Source organism: Azospirillum sp. CT11-132 (assembly GCF_047302835.1).
Lineage (GTDB): Bacteria > Pseudomonadota > Alphaproteobacteria > Azospirillales > Azospirillaceae > Azospirillum.
Map to the genome: position 1 here is coordinate 459,455 of NZ_JBGLZA010000009.1, position 20,544 is coordinate 479,998.

Genomic DNA, 20,544 nt, shown 5'->3' on the forward strand with positions numbered 1-20,544 from the left:
AGGGGATTCCCTATGAACCACCGCACGATGATTGCGGCGGGCGGCATCGCTTGGCTTGTTGCCTCCCGCTTCGGTAACCGCATTTGCTTCGAAGCGCCCGATGGCCGGGGCGGCGGCGGGACCAAGACCGCAGCCGAACTGGCGGCGGAGGTGAAGGCGACGTTCGACAAGGCGCTGGACGAGACCAAGACCATCGCCGAAAAGGCCCTGACCGAAGCCAAGGAAAACGGCAAGGTCGCCTCCGCCACCAAGGAAAAGGCGGATGAAGCCCTGCTGAAGATGAACGCCATCGGCGAGCAGCTCGCCGAGCTGGAGCAGAAGGTTGCCCGCGGCCAGCAGGGTGGCAAGGACGATGCCCAGAAGTCGCTGGGTCAGCAGTTCGTGGAAGACGACAAGGTCAAGTCCTTCATCGGCCAGACGCAGCCCCGCGGCCGGGTCGATTTCCAGATGAAGGCGACGATCACGTCGGACACCTCCGACTCTGCCGGCGCTGCCGGCGATCTGGTCAGCCCGACCCGTCTGCAGGGCATCGTCGCTCCGCCGGACCGCCGCATGACGGTGCGCGATCTGATCACCCCCGGCCGGATGGACGGCAACGCTCTGGAGTATGTCAAGGAAACGGGCTTCACCAACAACGCGGCTCCGGTGGCGGAGACGGCGAAGAAGCCGCAGTCCGACATCAAGTTCGATCTGGTCAGCACCACCGCCAAGGTGATCGCGCATTACGCCAAGGCCTCCCGCCAGATCCTTGACGACGTGTCGCAGCTCGCCTCCTACATCGACGGGCGCCTGCGCTACGGGCTGGCCTACAAGGAAGAGGCTCAGCTTCTGAACGGCGACGGCACCGGTCAGAACCTGCTGGGCATCGTGCCGCAGGCCTCCGCCTTCGCCGCGCCGATCACCCTGGACACTCCGACCAGCATCGACGTGTTGCGCCTCGCCATGCTCCAGGCGGCACTGGCCGAACTGCCGGCGACCGGCCATGTCCTCAACCCCATCGACTGGGCCTGGATCGAGACCCTGAAGGATGGGGAAGGCCGCTACATCATCGGCAACCCGCAGGGCAACATCGCGCCGTCTCTGTGGGGCCTGCCGGTGGTGACCACCCAGGCGATGACGGTCGACAAGTATCTGACCGGTGCCTTCCGCATGGGCGCGCAGGTCTTCGACCGCTGGCTCGCCCGCGTCGAAATCGCCACCGAGAACGAAGACGACTTCGTCAAGAACCTGCTGACCATGCTCTGTGAAGAGCGCTTGGCCCTGGCCGTCTACCGGCCGGAAGCCTTCATCTACGGCGATTTCGGCCGCGTGACCTGATGACCGGACGGGGCGGCTGCTGGAGCCGCCCCGTCTTCCTTCCGGAGACGAGCCATGGCCGAACTGAGAACCTATCGGGTGAACCGTCCCTTGCACGGTGACCGCTTCTATGCCGCAGGCGAGCTGCGCCAGATGCTGCCCGCCGATGCGACCGAACTGCTGCGCCTGGGGGCGCTGGAGCCGGTGCTGGATAAGGCCGAACCGGCTCCAGCCAACAAGGGCGGCCGGACCGTCCGGGCGAAGGGCTGACCGGTGACCTCCATCCTGATCCTGGGATCGGCGGCATCACTGCCGTCCGACCTTGCCGCACTGGGCGACTGGCCCGGCGTGGTGATGGCTGTGAACCGGTCCGGTGCGTTCCACCCCGGCCGCATCGACCATTGGGTGTCGCTCCATCCCGAACAGCTCGCCGGCTTCATGGCGGAGCGCACCGTTCGGGGGCTGCCGTTCGACGGGCTGACGTGGTGCCAGCGGACGCACCCTGGTACGGCGGTGGACCTGACGCCGCACCGCTTGGATCACTCCGGATCATCCGGCCTGTTCGCGGTCCGAATCGCGCTTGGCGTCCTGAAGGCGCGGCGGGTGGTGCTGGCCGGCATGCCGATGGATGACAGCCCGCATTTCTACGACCAAGCCGGACGGCGGAGCGGACCGTCCTTCGTCTGTTACCGGCCGGTCTGGCGGGCCGCTGCATCCAACGAGTTCTCTGGGCGGGTGCGCTCGCTGTCCGGATGGACAGCCAATCTGCTGGGCCGTCCCGATCCTGCCTGGTTGGAGGATTGACCACATGGCCGTTGTGACCCTGGACGAGGCCAAGGCGCATCTGCGCGTCGACGGCACCGAAGAGGACGCAGACATCACGCTGAGGCTGGCGGCGGCTGAAGATGCCGCCGCGCAGTACATCGACCGTCCGTTGCCCTGGACTGATGCCGCAGGGGTTGAAGTGCCTGTGCCGGCATCGGTCAAGGCGGCCATCCTGCTGGTGCTGGGTGACCTCTACAGCAACCGGGAGGGTGGCGTCTTCGGCACCATCCACACGGTGAACCCCACGGTCGAGCGGTTGCTCTGGCCCTATCGCCGGCTGTCATTCTGATGAGCGGGCGCAAGACCGGTGCCGGAGACCTCGACCAGCGCATCCGCATCGAGGCCAAGAGCCGCGTCGCGGACGGCGGCGGCGGCTCCGTCGAAACCTGGGTGCCGGTGGCGACCGTCTGGGCGCAGGTCTGGCCGGTGTCGGGGCAGGAACGCGCCGATGCGCAGCAGCTCCAGGCCGCCACCATGATGCGCTTCAAGCTGCGCCACCGCCGCGACCTGACCGAAGGCATGCGGATCGTCTGGAACGGGCGGGCGCACAACGTCCGCTTCATCGCCGATGCCGGGCCGCGCTCCGGCTTCCTCACCATCGACGCCGAAGCGGGGGTCGCGATCTGATGGCTAGAAAGTCCGCTGTGTCGGGTGGCCGGGCGCTCCGCGCCGCGTTGCGCAAGCTGCCGATCGACATCAAGGAAGGCGTCACCCAGGCCATCGCCCAGGCTGGTGCCGCGATCTTCACCGATGCCCATGCCGCAGCTCCCGGCCCGGAACATCCCTATGCCACGGGCGAGCTGAAGCGGAAGCTGCGGCTCATGATCAGCCGGAACGGCCTTCAGGCCCGTGTCGGGTCCTGGGGCAAGCGCCGCGTCCGCCACATCCATCTGGTCGAGTTCGGCGCAGCCCCGCACGACATCCGAATGTCCGACGGCGGTGTGATCCACCATCCCGGTGCCCCAGCCCAGCCCTTCCTGTTCCCGGCCTACCGCCGGCACCGGGCGCACAGCGTCAAGCTGATCCGCGCCGCGGTGAATGAGGCCCTGTCGCGTGCCGCCGCCCGGCAAGGGGGCAAACCGTGAGCGCCGCATCCTGGCCGCTCCAGAAGGCCCTGTTCGCGGCGCTGAAGGCCGCGCTGGGCGATGCCGTGCCGGTGCTGGATGACGTGCCCCAGGGGCAGGCTTTCCCCTATGTCGTGATCGGCGAAGACACCGTCACCGACTGGCCGATGCTGGGCGATGACGAAGCCGAAGAGATCGACACCGTCATCCACGTCTGGAGCCGTTACGCCGGCAAGCGTGAGACCAAGGAGCTGATGGGCACGATCAAGGCGGCGCTGCACCAGCAGCCGCTTCCGGTCGACGGTCAGCAACTGGTGACCCTGCGCTTCGCCTTCGAAGCCCTCTTCATAGAGCCGGACGGGCTGACCCGTCACGGCGTGATCCGCTTCCGCGCTCTGCTGCAGAGCGCCTGACCGTCTTCGGCATTGCCGGAGCTTCCGGGCCGCCCATGGGGCGGCTCTTTTTCTGAGGAGAGAACCCCCATGGGTGCGATTTCCACCGCCAAGATGAAGGTCTTCATCGAGACCGCCGGAACCGAGTGCGACACGCTCGCCGAATATGACGCGCTGACCATGGTCAAGGTCGGCAACCTGCTGGACGTCGGCGAGTTCGGTGCGCAGTACCAGGAAGTGACCTACACCACCATCGACGATGGCGTCGTTCGCCGCCTGAAGGGCGCGCTGGACAACGGCACCTTCTCGGTCCTTCTGGCCCGCAACCCGGACGATCTGGGTCAGGGCGACGTGCTGGAAGGGCTGGACAGCTACACCAACGTCAACATCAAGGTCGAGCTGAACGACAAGCCGTCTGGTGCCGGAGCGAAGGGGACGCGCTTCTACTTCCCGGCCAAAATCTTCTCCTACAAGAACCAGTTCGGCGACGCGAATCAGGTCGTGAAAGCCAACGTCAACGTCGGCATCGACGGCTTCATCATCGAAGGCGCCCGCGGCACCTGACGGCATACCGCCGGCCGGTGCTGCGCTCCGCTGGCGGTTCAGCGGCCGGTGGCGTGTCAGGGCGCCACCGGCCTTTTTCATCTGCCCTGACACTCTTCCCCCTGACCAAGAGGAAATCAGACCATGTCCAAGCTGAACTCCGGCACCGTCACCATCACGCTCGACGGCGAAAAGGTCGTGCTGAAGCCGACCCCGCGCGCCGCGATGGCGATCAGCAACCACTTCATCGGCCTTCAGGGTGCGGTGCCGCGCGTCGCCGGCCATGACATCGCCGCCGCCTCCTTCATCATCGCGGCCGGTGCCGGCATCAAGGGCGAGGCCGCCAAGGGCCTGAACGACAAGGTGTACAGCGCCGGCATCAGCGATCTGGCCGCCCCCCTGATCGAGTTCATCGTCATCCTGATGAACGGCGGCAAGCGGCCGGACGACATGCCGTCCACCGAGGACGGTGAGGACGACGAGGGAAACGGCGAGGCCTGACCCTCGACGCGTATCTGGAACAACTCTTCAAATACGCGACGGGCTGGCTCGGATGGGTGCCGGATGTCTTCTGGGACACTCCCATACCGCAGATCGAGCTGGCCCTGGATGGTCGCGTCGACTTCCTGAAGAAGACCAACCCTTGGGGCGCGGAGAAGGAGGAAACCCCCTCCGCCGCGTCCGAGGAAGAAGCCGCCGACCGGCTGATCGCCATCCTCCGGAGCAGTCCACGCTACCGGAAGCCGACAGCCTGAGTCCGACCCGCAGGGCGCCCGGCCACGCCGCGGCGCCCTTCCTCCATCCGGAATCCGTCCATGGCTGAACTCGAAGGCCTTTCCGTCTCTCTGACCGCCGATACCGGCGGGCTTGACCGTGGCATGCGGTCGGCGGAGCAGTCGGTTGCCCGCGCCGAACGGGCGCTGACGACGTCAGCGGGCCGGATGGATCAGGCGATGGAGCGGGTCAACCGCTCCACCGCCCTGGTGACGCAGCGGCTCAACCAGTTCGCCGCCGTGATCGGGATCGGCACCATCGGTGCCATGGCGGCCAAGACCATCGACTATGCCGAAGCCTGGACCCAGGTCGGCAACCGCCTGCGGCTGGTGTCGCAGGATGCCGCCCAGGTGAAGGCGACGCAGGAACAGCTCTTCCAGGCTGCCCAGAAGGCGGGCGTGTCCATGGCGTCCGTGGTGGACGTCTACAGCCGCGCCTCCCAGGCGGCGGGCGAACTGGGCGCGTCACAGGAACAACTGACCCGATTCTCCGGCGGCGTCGCACAGGCGCTCGCCGTTTCCGCCACCAGCGCTGACGCCGCCGCCGGGGCGATGCAGCAGCTCGGGCAGTTGCTCGGCTCCGCCCGCGTTCAGGCGGAGGAATTCAACTCCATTCTGGACGGGGCGCCGCGGGTGGCGAAGGCGGTCGCCGATGGGCTGACCGAAGCGGGCGGCTCCGTCTCACGTCTGAAGCAGCTCATCAACGACGGCAAGGTCACCAACAAGCAATTCTTCGACGCCTTCCTTGGTCAGGTTCCCAAGATCCAGGCGGAGTTCGACAAGACGGTGCCGACCATCAGCCGGTCGCTCGCCATCCTCGACAACGCCATGGGCAAGCTGATCGGCGAGGCGAACGAGGCGGCCGGTGCCACCACGACCTTGGCCCGTGGCATCCAGGCGCTGGGCGAGAACCTGAACGCCGTCGCCACCGGGGTGACGGCGGTCGGCACGGCGATGGCGTCGGTCTATGTGGCGCGTGGGCTGGTGCCGGCGGTCGCCGCCGGGCTGGAGTTCGCCAAGGCGCAAATCACCTTGCGCGGCGAGCTGGTGCGGAACACCGGCCACATCCTTCAGAAGGAGGCGGCGCTTCGGGCCGGGGCTGCCGCTGCTGCCCAGGCTGCCGCCGCCGATCTGGCCGCCGCCGAAGCGGCTGCGGTCAAGGCACGGTCCGATCTGGCCGCCCGTGCCGCCCAGTATGAAGCCGCGGTGGCGTTGGATGCCGCCATCGGCAAGACCGCCCGCCTCACCCAGGCGGAAGAAGCTCTTACGGCGGCCCGCCTCGCCCGCGCTACTGCCGACGAACGGGTCGCGCAGGCGTCGATTGCCGTCAACATGGCGTCGCAGGCGCAGGCATCCGCCATCGCCCGCACCACCGCCGCCGCGACCCTGCTGTCGCGGGCCGGGGCCGGGCTGTCGTCCGTCATGGGGCTGGTCGGTGGCCCCTGGGGTGCCGCCTTCCTCGCGGCCGGTGCCGCCGTTTATTACCTCTCCACCCGCACCACGGAAGCCGACAAGGCGCAGGAAGCCTACAACCGCACCCTGTCCGATGGCCGGCAGCGGGTGCAGGAACTGACCTCCGCCACCCGTGAGCAGGCGAACGCCCTGCTGGAGAAACAGCGCAACGAGGTGGCCGCTGCCCAGGATGCGGCAGCGGCGGCACAGGCGGAGCTGGCCGCCCAGGAAGCGCTGTACAAGCGGACCGGCAACGTCCGTGCCGATGGCACCCCCAACCAGACCGGGGTGATGCGCCAACTGATCGAGGTGGCGGAAACCACCCGCAAGCGGGCGCAGGCGGCAGCGGCGGCCCTCGACGCCATGAACGGTGTGGGTCAGAAGACCGGCGACGCGGTCGGTCTGGAGATGGCGAGCAAGCTGTCGCGCGGCACCGCCGCCTTCAACGCGCTGAACACCGCCCTGTCCGACGCGCTGAAACAGGCGGGGATGACGGTCCAGTCCGGCAAGCTCATGACCAACGAGCAGGCCGAAACCGAAAAGGCGGTCACCGCGCTGGGGCAGGCGCTGAAAGCCGGGTCGGGATTCCTGCGCAGCTACGGCACCGATGCCCAGCAGGTCAGCGGCATCATGGCCGCGCTGAAGCTGAAGATCGATCCCGTCGCATCGGCCATCGCCGACATGAACCGCGAGCTGGCGCAGGCCGGCGCGGCGGAGGGAGCCGCCCGCACGGCGCTGACCGTCCTGCAGCAGATCAACCAGCAGCGGGAGAAGGAGGGCAAGACCCCGCTGACCACGGTCAGCCCCGAGTATCTGCAACTGCTGGGCAAGGCACAGGAGGTGGAAACCAAGCGGGTGGAATCCGCCACCGCCGCCCGCGCCAAGGTGCTCGACCTCGACAAGCAGATCGCGCGGGCGCAGGCCGCCGGTAACGCGGCCGGGGTCGCAGAGCTGCAGCGCCAGAAGGCGGTGGAGCAGATGGTCGCTCGCGGTGTCGACCGGAAGGTCGCTGAAGCCAACGCCGCCCAGGATTACGCCGTCGCCATCGCCGAAGCCGGTGCCGCCGCCGGGCAGGCCGGCAAGGAAATCCTGCTGGCCGCCGATGCCCAGATGGTGATGGCGCAGGCCGCCGGTCTGGGCGAGGCGGCGACGCGGCAGGCGACCTATGCCACCAAGCTGGCGCAGGAAGCGGCCAAGGGGAACGGCAACGTCATGGCGGTCGCCGCCGCCAACCGGCGGGAAGAGGCTGCGGCCATCGTTCAGATCCGGAACGAGACCGTCAGGTCGCTGGAGCTGGAGACGGCCAACACCAACGCGCTGACGCTCGCCATGGCGTCGGGCGGGGCCGCCGTGCGGGTGGCGCAGGAAGAGGAATACCAGCTCGCCCTGATCCGCAAACTCGGCACCGATGCCACCGTCGCCGGCACTGAGGCTCAGAAGGCGCTGAACGATGCGATGGACGCCTACCGGAAGAACCGGGCGGCCAACGACAACAACCGGCTTCAGCAGGAACGCCAGAGCGCCAACGACAACCTTGCCCTTGCCCAGCGTGAGCTGGAACTGATGGGGCAGGCGGAGCCGGTGCGGGAACGCGCGCTGACTTCGCTCCGGCTCCAGCAGGAAGCCACCCGCAAGGTGGCGGAGCTGGGCGAGGATGGCGCGCGGCAGTGGCTGGCGTGGCAGGAACAGGTCGCCGACAAGCGGGCAATGATCGACTATCTGAAGTCGGTCCAGGCCACGGCCAAGGAAATCTCCGGGGACATTTCGGAAGCGCTGTACGACCGGCTGATGGACCCCGGCAAGGCCACCAGCGTGGTGGACGTCTTCAAGTCCATCTTCAAGCGCATCGCCATTGCCGCCCTGGAAGCCAACATCGTCCTGCCCATCGTTACCCAGGTCGTGGGGGCGATGCCGTCGCTGTTCGGCATCACCGCGCCCGCCGGGGCGGCCGGCTCCGCCACCAGCAGCCTGACCGGCAGCCTGACCAACACCGCCCTGTCGAAGGCCGGCGGTTGGGCGATGGACAAGCTGGGGCTGACCGGCGGCATCACCAACGCCATCGACAAGTTTGGTTACTCGACCCTGGGCATCGGCACGATGGCCGGCACCCAGGGCACCATGATGACCACCGCCGCCGGCGGGCTGGCTGCCGACATCGGCGTCATGCCAACGCTGGGCGGGGTCAGCAACGCGGCGGCAGCCGGCAGCACGACGGTCGGCGGCATCACGGGCGGCCTGTCCGCCTATTTGGGTGCGGCTGGAGCCGGTGCGATGGGCGGCGGTCTGGTCGGTGGCTGGCTCGGCACCAAGACCAACAGCAAGGTCGTTGGCGGCATCTCCGGCGCGGTCGCTGGCGCCGGATCGGCGGCGCTTGCCTCTTACCTGGGGCTTGGTGCTCTTGGCGGGCCGGTTGGTCTCGCCATCGGTGCCATTGCCGGCCTGATCATGGGCATGATCGGCACCCAGAAGGCCACGGTCGGTCCCACCGCGTCGGCGGACATCACCATCACCGCCGGGGGCAAGAGCGCGACGGCGGGCAACTTCCAGGTCGACAATGACGGGAAGATCGAAGATGCCCAGAAGCTGGGCACCGCCTTCAGCACGATCTTCACCGCCGCGGCGGCCGGCGGCGGCACGCTGGCGAAAGAGTTCGGCATCGGCCAGACCGCCGCCAAGGGCCTCTATGTCGGCGGCTCCGTTCCCTACAAGGAATTCGGCAAAGGCGACGACGCGCTGGGCAACCTGCTGCGTTACACCCTGCTGGAACAGGGCGGTCTGGCCAACGCCGGGGCAGCCGTCACCAAGGCAATCAAGAACACCAAGGCGACCACCTACGAGGACGCCGCCAAGGACATCGCCCTTGGGTCCGGCATCGACGCCGGCACCACCGCTCTGGCCGCACTCGACAAGTCGCTGAACAGCTTCACCAAGGCGGCCAAGGAAGCGACCGCCGAATCGCTGAAGCCGATGCTGGACGAGCTGGAGCGGGCGAAGAAGCTGGACTTGGGCAGCGAGTATGTGAAGCTCGCCACCGATCAGCTAAATGCCTATCTCGACCAGCTCCGCAATCCGCCGGATTACACTCAGGTCGAACAGGACATGGCGTCGCTGACCGGCCAGTTCGCCGCAATCCGCGAGGCCTATCAGCAGCTCAATCCCGCCTTGGCCGCCACCGTCGACCAGATCGAAAAGGAGACGCGGGCGCGCATCAAGGCGAGCGTGCAGGATGACGCCAACCGTCAGCTCAACACGGCGCTGGGCCGGGACTACATCAACTCCATCAACGATCTGGTGAAGGCGCGGGACACCAACGCCCGCAACCTGACGGCGGTCGGTCTCGGAACCGAACGCGCAACCGAGATCTTCGACGCTTCGCTGAAGAGCCTGCTGAACGGTCTCGACGCGTCCCAGCTCGACGTGATCGCGGCCAGCTTCACCGGCTCCATCCACGACTTGGCCATGTCGATGCGCGACACCAGCGCGGCGACCGTCCAGGCGGCGGCGGACCTTCAGGCCTATAACGCCGATCTGCGCAGCCGGCTCTATGCCGCGGTCGGCAATGACCGCGCCTCTGGCCTGATCACGCTGGATCAGCAGCAGGCGCAGGCCCTCGCCCAGGCCAAGGCCGCCGGCTATGACACCGCCTTGCTGATCAAGGTGCAGGCGGCGGAACGCGCCTCCCAGGCTTTCCAGCTCGCCCAGGCCGATGTTCTGGCGGCCTACGATGCGCAGATCACCGCGCAACAGGCCCTGGTCGATAGTCTTCAGGCTGGCGCTGAGGCGGCGCGGCAGTTCCGGCAGTCCTATGATGCGCTCGCCATCAACGACAACTCGCCGCTGAGTGATAAGGATCGGCTGGCCGAAGCCCGGCGGCAATTCGAAACCGCCTACAGAACGGCCAAGGACGTGTCCGCCAGCGAGGCGGAGAAGACGGCGGCCATCGCCACCCTTCAGCAGCTTGGCCCCCAACTCGTGCAGCTTGCCCGCGCCTATTACGCGACGACGGACTCCGCTGACTATGACCGGGTGCGGCAGGTCTTTGCCGAATTCGGCGGTCTTCAGGCGCAGGGCGTGGACACCGCGCAGCAGCAACTCGACACCGCCAACGACATGCTGAAGGAGCTTCAGCGTCAGCGGACAGACGCCGCCAACCTGGGCCAGAAGCAATATGGTGCGCTGACCGGGCTGAAGGACGTGATGGATCAGAGCTATGCGGTGTGGCAGGCCGCGCTTGCCCCGCTCAAGGCATTGACCGGCACCAACGACAACACCCCGCGCTATGCCGCTCCGGCCAACGTCCAGGCCGCCTGGGACGGTCTGTCCGGCGCCCAGCAGATGGGAATTGCCCGCGCCATGGGCTGGGGCGGCAGCCTCGACCAAGCCTTCAACGTCTGGCTGGCGACGTCGTCCGACCGGGCCTCAACCTTCGGCAGCGACGTGCTGACGATTACGGGCGGGGCGCGCTACGGCGCATCGGCCGATGTCCAATCCGCCTGGGATGCGCTGACTCAGGCGCAGCAGCTCGCCGCCGTTCGCTCCGCCGGGTACGACGGCGGCATCGACAGCGGGCTGAATGCCTGGGTGGCGCTGGGCCATCAGGCGGCCTTCGAAGCGGCGGTGAAGGCGCAGGCTCATCTGGCTGGCATCCCCGGCTATGCGGTCGGCACACCCTCCGCCCTGCCGGGCTTGGCCTGGGTCGGCGAGCACGGGCCGGAGCTGGTACGAATGGCCGGCGGCGAGCGGGTCTATCCGCACGAAACTTCCCTGGCGATGGCCCGGCGCTTCCAAGTGGCGAACGACCGGCTGCCGCAAGGTGTCGTCGGGCTGCGCGCCCCGGACATCGCCGCTGACTTGGTCTCCGAGATCCGGAAATTCCGGGAAGAGGCGCGGCAGGACGCCCGCGCGATCATCAGCACCATCATCGCAATGTCCGAAAAGCAGGAAGGCGCGCTCCGCGAAGAAAACGCGGAGCTTCGCCGCCGCATCGACAAACAGTCTCAGGAAATCCGGCTCGGACAGGCCGTGCCGAAGTATGCAACGAAAGGGAACTAACCCATGCCGATGTCGAATTACCTGCGCAATAAGCTGCTGGATCATGCCAATGGCAAGGCTGCCTTCACCATGCCGACAACCGTCTATCTGGCGGCGCTGACCTCTGCATCGTCGGTGTCCGGTCCTGGTACGGAGGTGAGCACGACCAGCACCGGCTATGCCCGGCAGGCGATCACCTCGACCATGTCGGCTGCATCGGCGGGCAGCAGCTCCAACAGCGGCACGGTGACCTTCGGGCCGGCAACCGCCGCCTGGGGCACCATCACCGACTTTGCCGTGTTCGATGCGGCGACTGCCGGCAACATGCTTTGGTTCGGCACCCTCGCCGCATCCAAGACCATCGCGTCGGCGGATAAGTTCGAATTCGCCGCTGGGCAGTTTTCCCAGTCGCTGAGCTGACCCAGCCATGCTGGGCTTTGGCCCCATCGCCGATACGCCGCTGGCGGTAGCCGGCGGCGGCAACACCTATTCGGTGTCGGCGGTCGCCCAGGCGACATCTGCGGTCACCGCTGTGGCTGGCCGGGTCACGCCAGCCTCTGGAACGGTGGCCGGAGCAGGGGCATCGTCTGCGGCGGCTGTTCGGGTCGCTGGCGTTGCGGCGTCCGTCGGCGGTGCTGGAACAGCGATAGCGGCTGGCCGCCTTGCCGCCGGCATCATTGGGGCCGTTACCGCCGTTGCCGCCGGAGCGGCGGCGGCGCGTCTGATCGCCCAGCCTTCGGCAGGGGCAGCGGCGGCTTCCGCTGTCAGTGCGGCTTCTCGCCTTGTGGCGGCTGCCGGGGGTGCTGCCGGCGGCGCATCGTCCAGTACGGCAACTGCTGGCCGTGTTCAGCCGGCCGCTGGTGCGTCTCTGGGCGGTTCCTCCGTCACTGCCGCTGGCCGCCTCACGGCTGCCGGTGCCGGCGGTGCCGCAGGAGCGGCAACGGGTCAGGCCCGCCCTGCGCTGGTTGCCCGTGGCTCGGCTTCCGCCACGGCTGCCGGAGCTGCGGCCGGTGCTGCTGGCCTTCGTGCGTCCGGCACCGCGACAGCAGCCGGTCTGTCGTCACTGTCGGCAGGGGCTGCCGCCATCCGGCGGGCCAGCGGGACGGTGGCGGTGGCGTCGGGCACGATCGCTGTGCCCAGGCAAGTCCATGCCGCCTCCGCCTCTGCCGGGGCGGCGTCGGTCGCCTATGGCTTCGGCGAACTGCCCATCGAGCGGCTGACCGCCGGCCGGTACCGGCTCGTCTACACCATCGAAATGACCATGCGTCAGATCCCGAGGTAGCGCCATGCTTGGTCATTCCCTCAGCGAAGCGCCTCTGGCTACCACGGCTGAGGCGCCCGCTTCATCTGCCGTCCTGTCGCTCTATGCCGCGACGGAGGATTTCGAGACCGGCTTCGGCGAGACCCCTGAGAACGTGATCATGCCGGGCACGCTGCTGTCGCCATTGCGGGTGGAGCGGTCTCTGTTGTCCGACCTGCTGGGCGGCACGGTCGCCGTCTCCTATGGCGAAGCCGAGCTGATCAACGTCGAGCGCACTTATGACGACCTGGTTCACGACTTCGACGTTGCCGGCCGTCCCGTGACCATCCGCGTTGGCGCAGCCGGCGGGCGCTTCGCCGATCTCGTGACTCTGTTCGATGGCACCGCCTCTGGCTGGTATGCGACCGACGAACGCCTGATCGTCCAGCTCCGCGGTTGGGAGTTCCTGCTGGAAGTGTCGCTGGAAGGCCGGACGTTCTCCGGTGCCGGCGGGCTGGACGGCACGTCCGATCTGGAAGGCAAGCGTCTGCCGGTGGCGCTGGGCTGGCTGAACAACGTCACGCCCGCTTTCGTTATCCCGGCCGAGCTGCTGTTCATGGTCCACGGCGGCGGGGTGTCCGACATCCCGGCCGTCTATGTGCGGGGTGCCGCGCTGAACAAGGGGCCGGACTATCCGACCGCTGCCGCCCTGCGCGCCGCCACGGTGCCGGCGAACAGCTTCATCACCTGTGTGGCGGCAGGTCTGTTCCGGGTCGAATATCTCAACGACAGCGAAAAGGGTGCGGTCACCTGCGACGTGAAGGGCGCAGTGGTCGGCGGTGCCTTCCTTCAGACCACGGCCCAGATCGTCGGGCATGTGCTGCTGGACCGCGCGGCGGTGCCGGTGGAGCGCGTCGCCGATCTGTCCGCCGCGCCGTGGCAGTTCCATCGGCCGGTCGGCTTCTATGCCGCCCCTGACGACAACTCGACCTGTGCCGACGTGGTGGCGCTGCTGCTGCGCGGCTGTGTCGGCTGGGGCGGCTTCAGCCGGCGCGGCGTGTTCTCGCTCGGCTCCTTCCGTCTCGCCAGCGGTCCGGTGATGGCAGCCTATGAGGAAGCCGACATCGTCAACGCCACGGCACTGGAACTGCCGAACGAGGTGACGCCGCCGCCCTGGCGGTGGCGCGTCGGCTATGACCGGAACTGGACGGTGCAAGCCTCCGACATCGCGGGCGTGGTGACGGAGGAACGCAAGAAGTGGCTGCGCGAGGCGCAGCGGCTGGCTGAAGTCATCAACAGCACCACCAAGGCCTTCTACCAGAAGCCCAGCGACCCCGCGCCCATCGACGGCTACTTCCGTGACCGGAGCGATGCCGCTGCTCTGGCTGCCGAGCTGGAAGCCATGTGGCAGGCGCCGCGCGGCTTCTACCGCCTGACGCTCGGCACCCAGGCCTTCGCCCGAGACCTGGGTGAGGTGGTGCAGGTCGACTATCCCCGCTGGCGCCTGAAGGGCGGGGCCTTGGCTGTGATCGCCGCCCTGTCCGAAGACGCCGAAGACGCCCGCTCTGAAATCACCGTGCTGGTGGCCTGATATGAACACCGTCTTCAAGATCGGCTATATCAACCATGCCGACACCGCCGTGCTGTCCGCTTCCGGACAGGTCGGCACCAAGCCTGTGACCCTGCTGGTCGACCCGCACCCGGCCCGCCGCTGGTCGGCGGGGCTGACGACATCGGCCTGGATCAACATGGCCTGGGCGGAGCCACGGCCCATCGATTGTGTCGCCCTGATGGGCTGCAGCCATTCCGCTGCCGGCCGATGCCGGGTGACCGCATCGGACAGCTCCGGCGGCACCGATCTGTACGACAGCGGCGACCTGCCGGCACAGGTCGACCCGCGCTTCGGCTATCTGATTCACGTCCTGCCGGCACCGGTCACGACGCGGTCTGTTCGGCTCTACCTTACCGACCCCAGCGTGCCGGAGGTGCGGGGGGGCCGGCTCTTCGCCGGCCCGCTGTGGACGCCTCAGTACGGGCCAACGGTCGGGCTGGAGTTCGGCCGGGCCCCCCTCAGCACCCAGACCGTTGGCCGTGCCGGGCAGACCTTCATCGACCGGCGCGGCAACCCGCGGGCGACCTCCTTCACCCTGGGCGTGGTGACACTGGCGGAAGAGCGCACGCACCTCCGCGAGATGCAGCGCCTATGCGCCAACAGCGACGACATGCTGGTGATCTTCGACACCAGCGACCCAAACCCCGGCGACGTGTCGATCTGGGGCATCGCCAAAGACCTGCAGCGTCCCCGCCGCGATCTGCCCCGCTACCACTCAAACGCCTTCGCCATCACGGAGAGACTGTAATGCCCCTTGTGAAAGACAGGGTCAAACAGACCACGACCAGCACCGGCACCGGCTCTGTGGCCCTGTCGGGAACGGTGTCAGGCTTCCAGACCTTTGCCCAAGCCTTCAGCTCCGGCAACCAAGTCTATTACTGCATCGCCGATGGGACCAATTGGGAAACTGGCATCGGCACCTATACCGCTGGCTCTCCCGGCTCACTGTCGCGCGACAGCATCCTGGCGTCCAGCAACAGCGGCGCGGCTGTCTCTTGGGGTGTCGGCACCAAGGATGTCTTCGTGACGCTGCCGGCGTCCGCAATCGGGGCGGTGTCCATGCCGGCTGCGACGACAAAGACGGCGGCTTACTCCGTCACGGTCGCCGACGTTGGCAAGGTGATCCCGTGCTCGGGCACATGGACGCTGTCCCTGCTATCCTCTGTGGCGGCTGGGAACGGCTTTATCATCGGGGTTTGCAACGTTTCCACCGGCTGGATCGCTGTCGCGCCCAATGGCACCGACACGATCAACGGTCGTGCATCGTTGGCCTTGGGGCCATTCGCAAGCGTCTGGCTTGTTGCCAATGGGAGCGGCGGTTGGTTGGTCATTGGCGCCACATTCACCAGCAGCGCCGCACTCGACCCGGCAAACAAAGACGCCAACATCGCTCTGAGCAACAACAATGCGACCGCGGTCAACTCAGCGGGTGTATGGGCGTCTGTTCGGTTGAACTCATCTATTCCCCAAGGAAAATTCTACCTTGAGGCCCGCCAAGACGTGACTGACCCTTCTCCAGCAAGATCATTCCTTGGGCTGGTGTCGTCCACCGTCCTTATGGCGTCTGTTGGGAACATCGGCGGGGCGGGCGGTTGGTCACTCACTGATCAGGGAACTCTGTCGCAGAACGGCTCAATCACCAGCAACTGGTCGCCCCAGTGGGGAGCGGCTGGGAAGGTGGTGGGGCTGCATGTCGATGCAACAACCCTGTCGTCGGTTAAGGGGTGGTTCTCCATTGATGGCACGATGCTGAATGGTGGTGATCCTGCGACCGGCGCCAATCCGGCATTCACTATTACCGGCAGCCCGACGCTATACCCGGCCATTTCGCTCCTTAATGGCCAGCAAATGACCGTGCGGTGTGCGCAGTCGTCTTGGTCATACACGCCTGCCACCGGCTACAACCAGATTCCGTGAGGTCCGCCATGTCTGAACACATTTTCGAGATGTTCCCGGCTGGCGTGGATTGGTCCACCCACCGCCCAGCTGCCACCTTCACCGACACGCCGGATCCCGAAAATGGTCGGATCGTCCGAGTGCGGGGCGTGGAGCCGATTCCGCTGGACGAGTTGCGGGCGGCCCGCAAGGAGGCGCTCGCCGCCATACGGTGGGAGCGCGAGTGCGGTGGCAAAACGATGCCCGACGGTGCTGTGATCGCCACCGACGACAGATCCAAAACTCTGCTGAATGGGAAGTACCGGACAGCCGAGAAATATCCGAACCGCCTCCATCGCTGGAAGGGAAGCGACGGCACGGAAATCACCCTGACCAGCGCCCAGGTGATCGCGATCGGCGATGCGGTTTCCGACCATGTCCAGGCATGTTTTGATCGCGAGTTGGACCTGATTGCTGCCATCGATGCGGCCGAGACGGTGGCTGAGGTGCTGGCTATCGATATCGCGGCCGGCTGGCCGGATTGAGCATCCGGGGTCGGTGTTGATGGTGCCAGTGGGTACGACCAAGTGACTGCCCCTCCTTTAACGAAAGAGTTGCAGATTGAAGATCCATATGATTTTTCTACGCAGCCATTAGTTGGAGGGTTTCTGTGTATATCGAGCGTTCGTATCCTATTTCCATTCATACCGGTGGCACTGGAGGGCATGCTGGTGTTACATCAAGTGTTGTTCGCGGATTACGGGCGATTGGCCAGAATTTTGTCCTTGATCCTGACCCGGCAATTGAATCTTCACAGTATGTCTGGGTGCTCGCCGGAGTTGACAGGTTAAGAGAACTCGTCAGCCTCCGCTCAAGTATTGGAATAAGAAGGCTAGTGGCTGGCCCTAACATTGCTGTGCTGCCGACAGAGTACGACGGCATTTTATGCCACCACGGCGTAGATACGTGCGTGGTCCCATCTCAATGGGTTGCTGATTATCATCTTGAGATGTCTCCATCCTTGAGAGGGAGGATTTCACTATGGATGTGTGGCGTTGATCACAATCATTGGGCGCCTTCTTCGGATAATGCAAAAGGTTTTGTCACTATATATCAGAAAAGTGTTGCCGATGAATCTGTTTCGCAGATCGTAAGAATTTTGCTCGACGCAAAATACATTCCAGTAATTGTGAACTACGGTTCATACACTGCTGATCAATTCAAAGCCGCCCTCGAGATATCCGATTTTGCTATATTTCTTAGCAGGTCGGAGAGTCAGGGGTTGGCGCTTACTGAAGCATGGTCCATGAACGTTCCTACGTTAGTTTGGGACATTGGCAGCTGGGAGTATCTTGGTCACACCGCTCCATCCACTTCATGCCCGTATTTGACGGACCTAACCGGCATTCGTTGGAGAGGGTTGAATGTGCTGACTGAACTAGTGAATGACTTCAAAGATTATTCTCATAAGTTCCGTCCCAGATCGTGGGTGCTAGAGCATGCCACGGATGAAATTTGCGCAAGGTCAATGCTCAAAATCTTGGGCGGTTAAATCAGCCCGCGACAACACTCCAACCCCTATCCAACTCGGCCGCCTTTGAGCGGCCTTTTTCATGCTCGGAGGACATCTTGAATATTCGGGCAATTACTTATGGCGGCTCCGTGCTGGTGACGTGCAGTGCGGCCATGGCGGCAGTTGACCCGCCGCCGGTCGACCAGTTAGCCGGGCAGCTTGACCGCTTCCTTGATCTGCTGGAGCGCGGCGGCACTGCAGTGGTGGCGCTGGAGCTGGTGCTGGGCGTCGCTTTCCTCGCCGCCCTGGCTGCCGTCGTGCTCGTCCTCGTTACCGTGGTGCAGGCGCTGCCGCGGGCCGCCCGGCCGTTGGCCGATGCCTACGCCACCATGCGTGGTGGCGCGACTCGGCGCGAAGAGCGGCTGCGCGGAGAGAATGCTGCGCTCGCCCGCAAGGTCGACCTTCTGGAAGCGCAGGTCGTTGGGCTGGAGCACCGCGACGAAGAGAAGAGCCGGATCATCGCCGCTCTGGTCGATCAGCTCGGGGCCTTCGGCATCGACGTGGCCGCGCTCCGCGCCATGGCCCCGCGCCCCCTTCCCGAAGTCGAGGTGGACCATGCCTCTGCCGCCTGATGCCGCGCAGCAGCTCGCCGCGCGCGTGCTGGCGGAGTGCGGCGGGGATGAAGCCCTTGCCCGTCTCACGCTGGCCCGCCTCGTTCTCGCCGCCAGCAGAGGCATGTCCGCCGGCTTTCTCCGGCTTGGCCCTCCGTCCCGTCAGTAAAGGAATTCGACCATGACCCAGTCTCCTATGCTCCCCGCCATGACGGCGCGGGATGTGATCGCCCGCACCCTCTGGGGAGAAGCGCGCGGCGAAGGCCGCAACGGCATGGCCGCCGTCGCCTGCGTCGTCCAGAACCGGGCGCGCAATCCGCGCTGGTGGGGCAGCTCGCCCATCACCGTGTGCCTGAAGCCCTATCAGTTTTCCTGCTGGCTGGCGGACGATCCGAACCGGGCCAAGCTGCTGGCGGTGACCGACCGCGACTCGAGTTATCGCGCCGCGCTGGAGATTGCCGACACGCTGCTGTCCGGCCGGCTGGTGGATGTCACCAACGGCGCTGATCACTACCACACCGCCGGGGTGACCCCGTCTTGGTCGGGCGGCAAGAAGCCCGTGGCCGTGATCGGCAACCATCGCTTCTTCCGGCTGGAGCTGAAGTAGTCCCTTTCAGCCCACACCGCTGATCCACCGTTCCGCCGCCGGCATCTCGCCGTGCGGCGTTTTTGATGCCCAAAGGAGGGGCAGAACCAATGAAGTTCGCTTTCAATACCCAGCGCCTGAAGGAACCCGCCACCTATGCCGGTCTTGCCAGCATCCTGGGCGGTGCCAGCGTGATCGCATCGTCCCCTTGGGTGACGGCGGCGGCCAGTGTTGCCGATGCCGCTGCCCAAGGGGCTTCGTCCGGTCAGGGATGGCTGGGCATCGGCTTATCCGTCCTGGGGGCGGTGGCGACGCTGGCGAAAGACCCGGCAAGCCCCCGCTGATAGGTCTGTAAGCACCTCAGGGCGCCTGTCAGAGCCTATGTTCGGCCTACTAAAGCCGTTGTGCCTGCCTCAGACCGTTCTGGGTCTTGATGGGTGTCCTAAGGCGCTTTGTAAAGCGCACTCCCCCGCACTCCTTTCGAGTAATTTCTTCTTAGCTACAACATCCGCGATTGCGGCAATTACGCTCATAACATTGCCTATATATTTTTAATAATCGAATTTCTCAATTCAAGGAGTGCGCAATGACCGGCATGAAAACCACAGAAATAGATGATACCCACTGCATCACCGGAGGATACCATGCTATCGATGATGACGTTAAATCAGTGATAGCAAAGGTAGCTCCGCCGAGCTTCATACAAAAAATCTTCTCAAAATCATCTTTCGGAAATCATAACCTCGTAAAATCAACAGGACCGCGCATTAGGATTGGAATAACCGGAGAGGGGAGCGTCGATAAGAGACGGTACCATCATCATAAATACCCCCTTAAGTCCGGTGGCATATACTTCAAAATGTACCTCATATACAAAACAACGAGCCATAATTGGGCCGGAAAAGTAGAAGAGCGTCTTATCAGGTGGGCGCAGAATGACGCTAGGATGAATGTTGCAAATCCAACGCGCTATAACCGCGGAAACGCCATAAAAGACAAAAATATATATGTTTATGTTTTAGTCGGACGAAGGGTGACGAAAAAAGAACACAGCATATACATTGGCATGCAAGCCAAAAAAGACGAGATGAAAGAAGCCATTCTCAGCAATTCCTCCACGATAGTCTTCAATAAAAAAATAGACGACCTCCAGATCATACATAACTGGGTAACAGCCAACAGGTTTAGTTGCTCTCATTTCTATTCAGGTGATAATTCTATATTCGCATTCACAGACAACAGCAGCTTGCGCGCATTCCACAGCGAGTTCGGCGGAAATCCTAAGCCAGTGCAAGGACCGAAAGACACCGCGACCTTGGCTGATTGAACCACTTGATATGAATATGGGGCTCCCAGTGAGGGGGCCCACCTATGCAATTCGAACAACTGCCCCGCCGCCTACTTCTTCCGGCCCGGCCACGGCCATGAGCCTTCGTAATAGACGCCTTCCACCGGCAGTCCGCACCCAATGTCCACGGCTTCCAATCGCATGCCGGCGACCATGGGGCGGGCTGCCGCCAGTTCGATAGCTCGCTCTGGCGAGCGGGCGCGGACCTGAAGGACCATCGTTGGCGCATCGGTGTCTTCTGGGAATCCCTTCACCCCATAGAACCGCATCGCAGTCGTGTTCATGGCACTGCCTTGTGGCTGTTCATCCGAGCATCGTAACCCACCGCGATCTTGCTCCCCGTCGCGCCGCACCGCGAGCACCGCCACGGCAGGGCGGATGGG

At 65.2% G+C, this 20,544-nt stretch carries 23 protein-coding genes; 22 read left to right on the plus strand and 1 reads right to left on the minus strand.

What is annotated here, in order from left to right; genetic code table 11:
• The first annotated feature begins 12 nt into the window (after window positions 1–12).
• The 22 genes from ACCD06_RS33800 (at window position 13) to ACCD06_RS33905 (ending at window position 20,140) form a co-directional block, all read left to right on the plus strand.
• Window positions 13–1,317, plus strand: a complete 1,305-nt coding sequence (locus ACCD06_RS33800; RefSeq protein ID WP_413346802.1) for a phage major capsid protein — start codon at window positions 13–15, stop codon at window positions 1,315–1,317.
• A gap of 54 nt (window positions 1,318–1,371) precedes the next feature.
• Complete coding sequence (locus tag ACCD06_RS33805; RefSeq protein WP_413346804.1) at window positions 1,372–1,566, plus strand: hypothetical protein; 195 nt, start codon at window positions 1,372–1,374, stop codon at window positions 1,564–1,566.
• A 3-nt stretch (window positions 1,567–1,569) separates the two neighbouring features.
• A complete protein-coding gene (locus tag ACCD06_RS33810; protein ID WP_413346806.1) occupies window positions 1,570–2,100 on the plus strand; it encodes a hypothetical protein in 531 nt (176 codons plus the stop codon).
• 4 nt (window positions 2,101–2,104) lie between these two features.
• A complete protein-coding gene (locus tag ACCD06_RS33815) occupies window positions 2,105–2,410 on the plus strand; it encodes a head-tail connector protein (RefSeq protein WP_413346808.1) in 306 nt (101 codons plus the stop codon).
• Window positions 2,410–2,748, plus strand: coding sequence for a phage head closure protein (locus ACCD06_RS33820; protein WP_413346810.1), 339 nt, complete (start codon window positions 2,410–2,412; stop codon window positions 2,746–2,748). Before ACCD06_RS33815 ends, ACCD06_RS33820 begins: the two co-directional genes overlap by 1 nt.
• The gene (locus ACCD06_RS33825) at window positions 2,748–3,206 is read left to right on the plus strand and encodes a hypothetical protein (RefSeq protein WP_413346812.1); all 459 of its coding nucleotides are present in this window, start codon (window positions 2,748–2,750) and stop codon (window positions 3,204–3,206) included. Before ACCD06_RS33820 ends, ACCD06_RS33825 begins: the two co-directional genes overlap by 1 nt.
• The gene (locus tag ACCD06_RS33830) at window positions 3,203–3,598 is read left to right on the plus strand and encodes a DUF3168 domain-containing protein (protein ID WP_413346814.1); all 396 of its coding nucleotides are present in this window, start codon (window positions 3,203–3,205) and stop codon (window positions 3,596–3,598) included. The genes ACCD06_RS33825 and ACCD06_RS33830 overlap by 4 nt, the downstream gene beginning before the upstream one ends.
• A 69-nt stretch (window positions 3,599–3,667) precedes the next feature.
• Window positions 3,668–4,141, plus strand: a complete 474-nt coding sequence (locus ACCD06_RS33835) for a hypothetical protein (protein ID WP_413346816.1) — start codon at window positions 3,668–3,670, stop codon at window positions 4,139–4,141.
• A gap of 123 nt (window positions 4,142–4,264) precedes the next feature.
• Window positions 4,265–4,621, plus strand: a complete 357-nt coding sequence (locus ACCD06_RS33840; RefSeq protein ID WP_413346818.1) for a hypothetical protein — start codon at window positions 4,265–4,267, stop codon at window positions 4,619–4,621.
• A gap of 56 nt (window positions 4,622–4,677) precedes the next feature.
• On the plus strand, window positions 4,678–4,875 hold the full coding sequence (locus ACCD06_RS33845; RefSeq protein ID WP_413346820.1) for a hypothetical protein: 198 nt from the start codon (window positions 4,678–4,680) through the stop codon (window positions 4,873–4,875).
• 60 nt (window positions 4,876–4,935) lie between these two features.
• On the plus strand, window positions 4,936–11,397 hold the full coding sequence (locus ACCD06_RS33850) for a tape measure protein (RefSeq protein WP_413346822.1): 6,462 nt from the start codon (window positions 4,936–4,938) through the stop codon (window positions 11,395–11,397).
• Window positions 11,398–11,400: 3 nt separating this feature from the next.
• On the plus strand, window positions 11,401–11,796 hold the full coding sequence (locus ACCD06_RS33855; protein WP_413346824.1) for a hypothetical protein: 396 nt from the start codon (window positions 11,401–11,403) through the stop codon (window positions 11,794–11,796).
• Window positions 11,797–12,508: 712 nt separating this feature from the next.
• Entirely contained in the window at window positions 12,509–12,658 is a 150-nt protein-coding gene (locus ACCD06_RS33860; RefSeq protein WP_413346826.1) for a hypothetical protein, read from the plus strand.
• A gap of 4 nt (window positions 12,659–12,662) precedes the next feature.
• Window positions 12,663–14,207: a hypothetical protein gene (locus tag ACCD06_RS33865; protein WP_413346828.1), complete on the plus strand. Its 1,545-nt coding sequence runs from the start codon at window positions 12,663–12,665 to the stop codon at window positions 14,205–14,207.
• A gap of 1 nt (window position 14,208) precedes the next feature.
• On the plus strand, window positions 14,209–14,976 hold the full coding sequence (locus ACCD06_RS33870) for a hypothetical protein (protein WP_413346830.1): 768 nt from the start codon (window positions 14,209–14,211) through the stop codon (window positions 14,974–14,976).
• Window positions 14,976–16,145: a hypothetical protein gene (locus tag ACCD06_RS33875; RefSeq protein WP_413346832.1), complete on the plus strand. Its 1,170-nt coding sequence runs from the start codon at window positions 14,976–14,978 to the stop codon at window positions 16,143–16,145. The genes ACCD06_RS33870 and ACCD06_RS33875 overlap by 1 nt, the downstream gene beginning before the upstream one ends.
• Before the next feature lie 8 nt (window positions 16,146–16,153).
• Window positions 16,154–16,648, plus strand: a complete 495-nt coding sequence (locus ACCD06_RS33880) for a DUF4376 domain-containing protein (protein ID WP_413346834.1) — start codon at window positions 16,154–16,156, stop codon at window positions 16,646–16,648.
• Between the two features lie 125 nt (window positions 16,649–16,773).
• Entirely contained in the window at window positions 16,774–17,655 is an 882-nt protein-coding gene (locus ACCD06_RS33885; protein ID WP_413346836.1) for a glycosyltransferase, read from the plus strand.
• A gap of 134 nt (window positions 17,656–17,789) precedes the next feature.
• The gene (locus tag ACCD06_RS33890) at window positions 17,790–18,248 is read left to right on the plus strand and encodes a hypothetical protein (RefSeq protein WP_413346838.1); all 459 of its coding nucleotides are present in this window, start codon (window positions 17,790–17,792) and stop codon (window positions 18,246–18,248) included.
• Between the two features lie 160 nt (window positions 18,249–18,408).
• Complete coding sequence (locus ACCD06_RS33895) at window positions 18,409–18,834, plus strand: cell wall hydrolase (RefSeq protein ID WP_413346840.1); 426 nt, start codon at window positions 18,409–18,411, stop codon at window positions 18,832–18,834.
• A gap of 89 nt (window positions 18,835–18,923) precedes the next feature.
• Window positions 18,924–19,157 carry a hypothetical protein gene (locus tag ACCD06_RS33900; RefSeq protein WP_413346842.1) on the plus strand — a complete coding sequence of 78 codons (234 nt, stop codon included), beginning with the start codon at window positions 18,924–18,926 and terminating at the stop codon, window positions 19,155–19,157.
• A gap of 242 nt (window positions 19,158–19,399) precedes the next feature.
• Window positions 19,400–20,140: a hypothetical protein gene (locus tag ACCD06_RS33905; protein ID WP_413346844.1), complete on the plus strand. Its 741-nt coding sequence runs from the start codon at window positions 19,400–19,402 to the stop codon at window positions 20,138–20,140.
• 71 nt (window positions 20,141–20,211) lie between these two features.
• On the opposite strand, the gene ACCD06_RS33910 is transcribed toward ACCD06_RS33905, so the two are convergent.
• Entirely contained in the window at window positions 20,212–20,445 is a 234-nt protein-coding gene (locus ACCD06_RS33910) for a hypothetical protein (RefSeq protein WP_413346846.1), read from the minus strand.
• Between the last annotated feature and the right edge of the window lie 99 nt (window positions 20,446–20,544).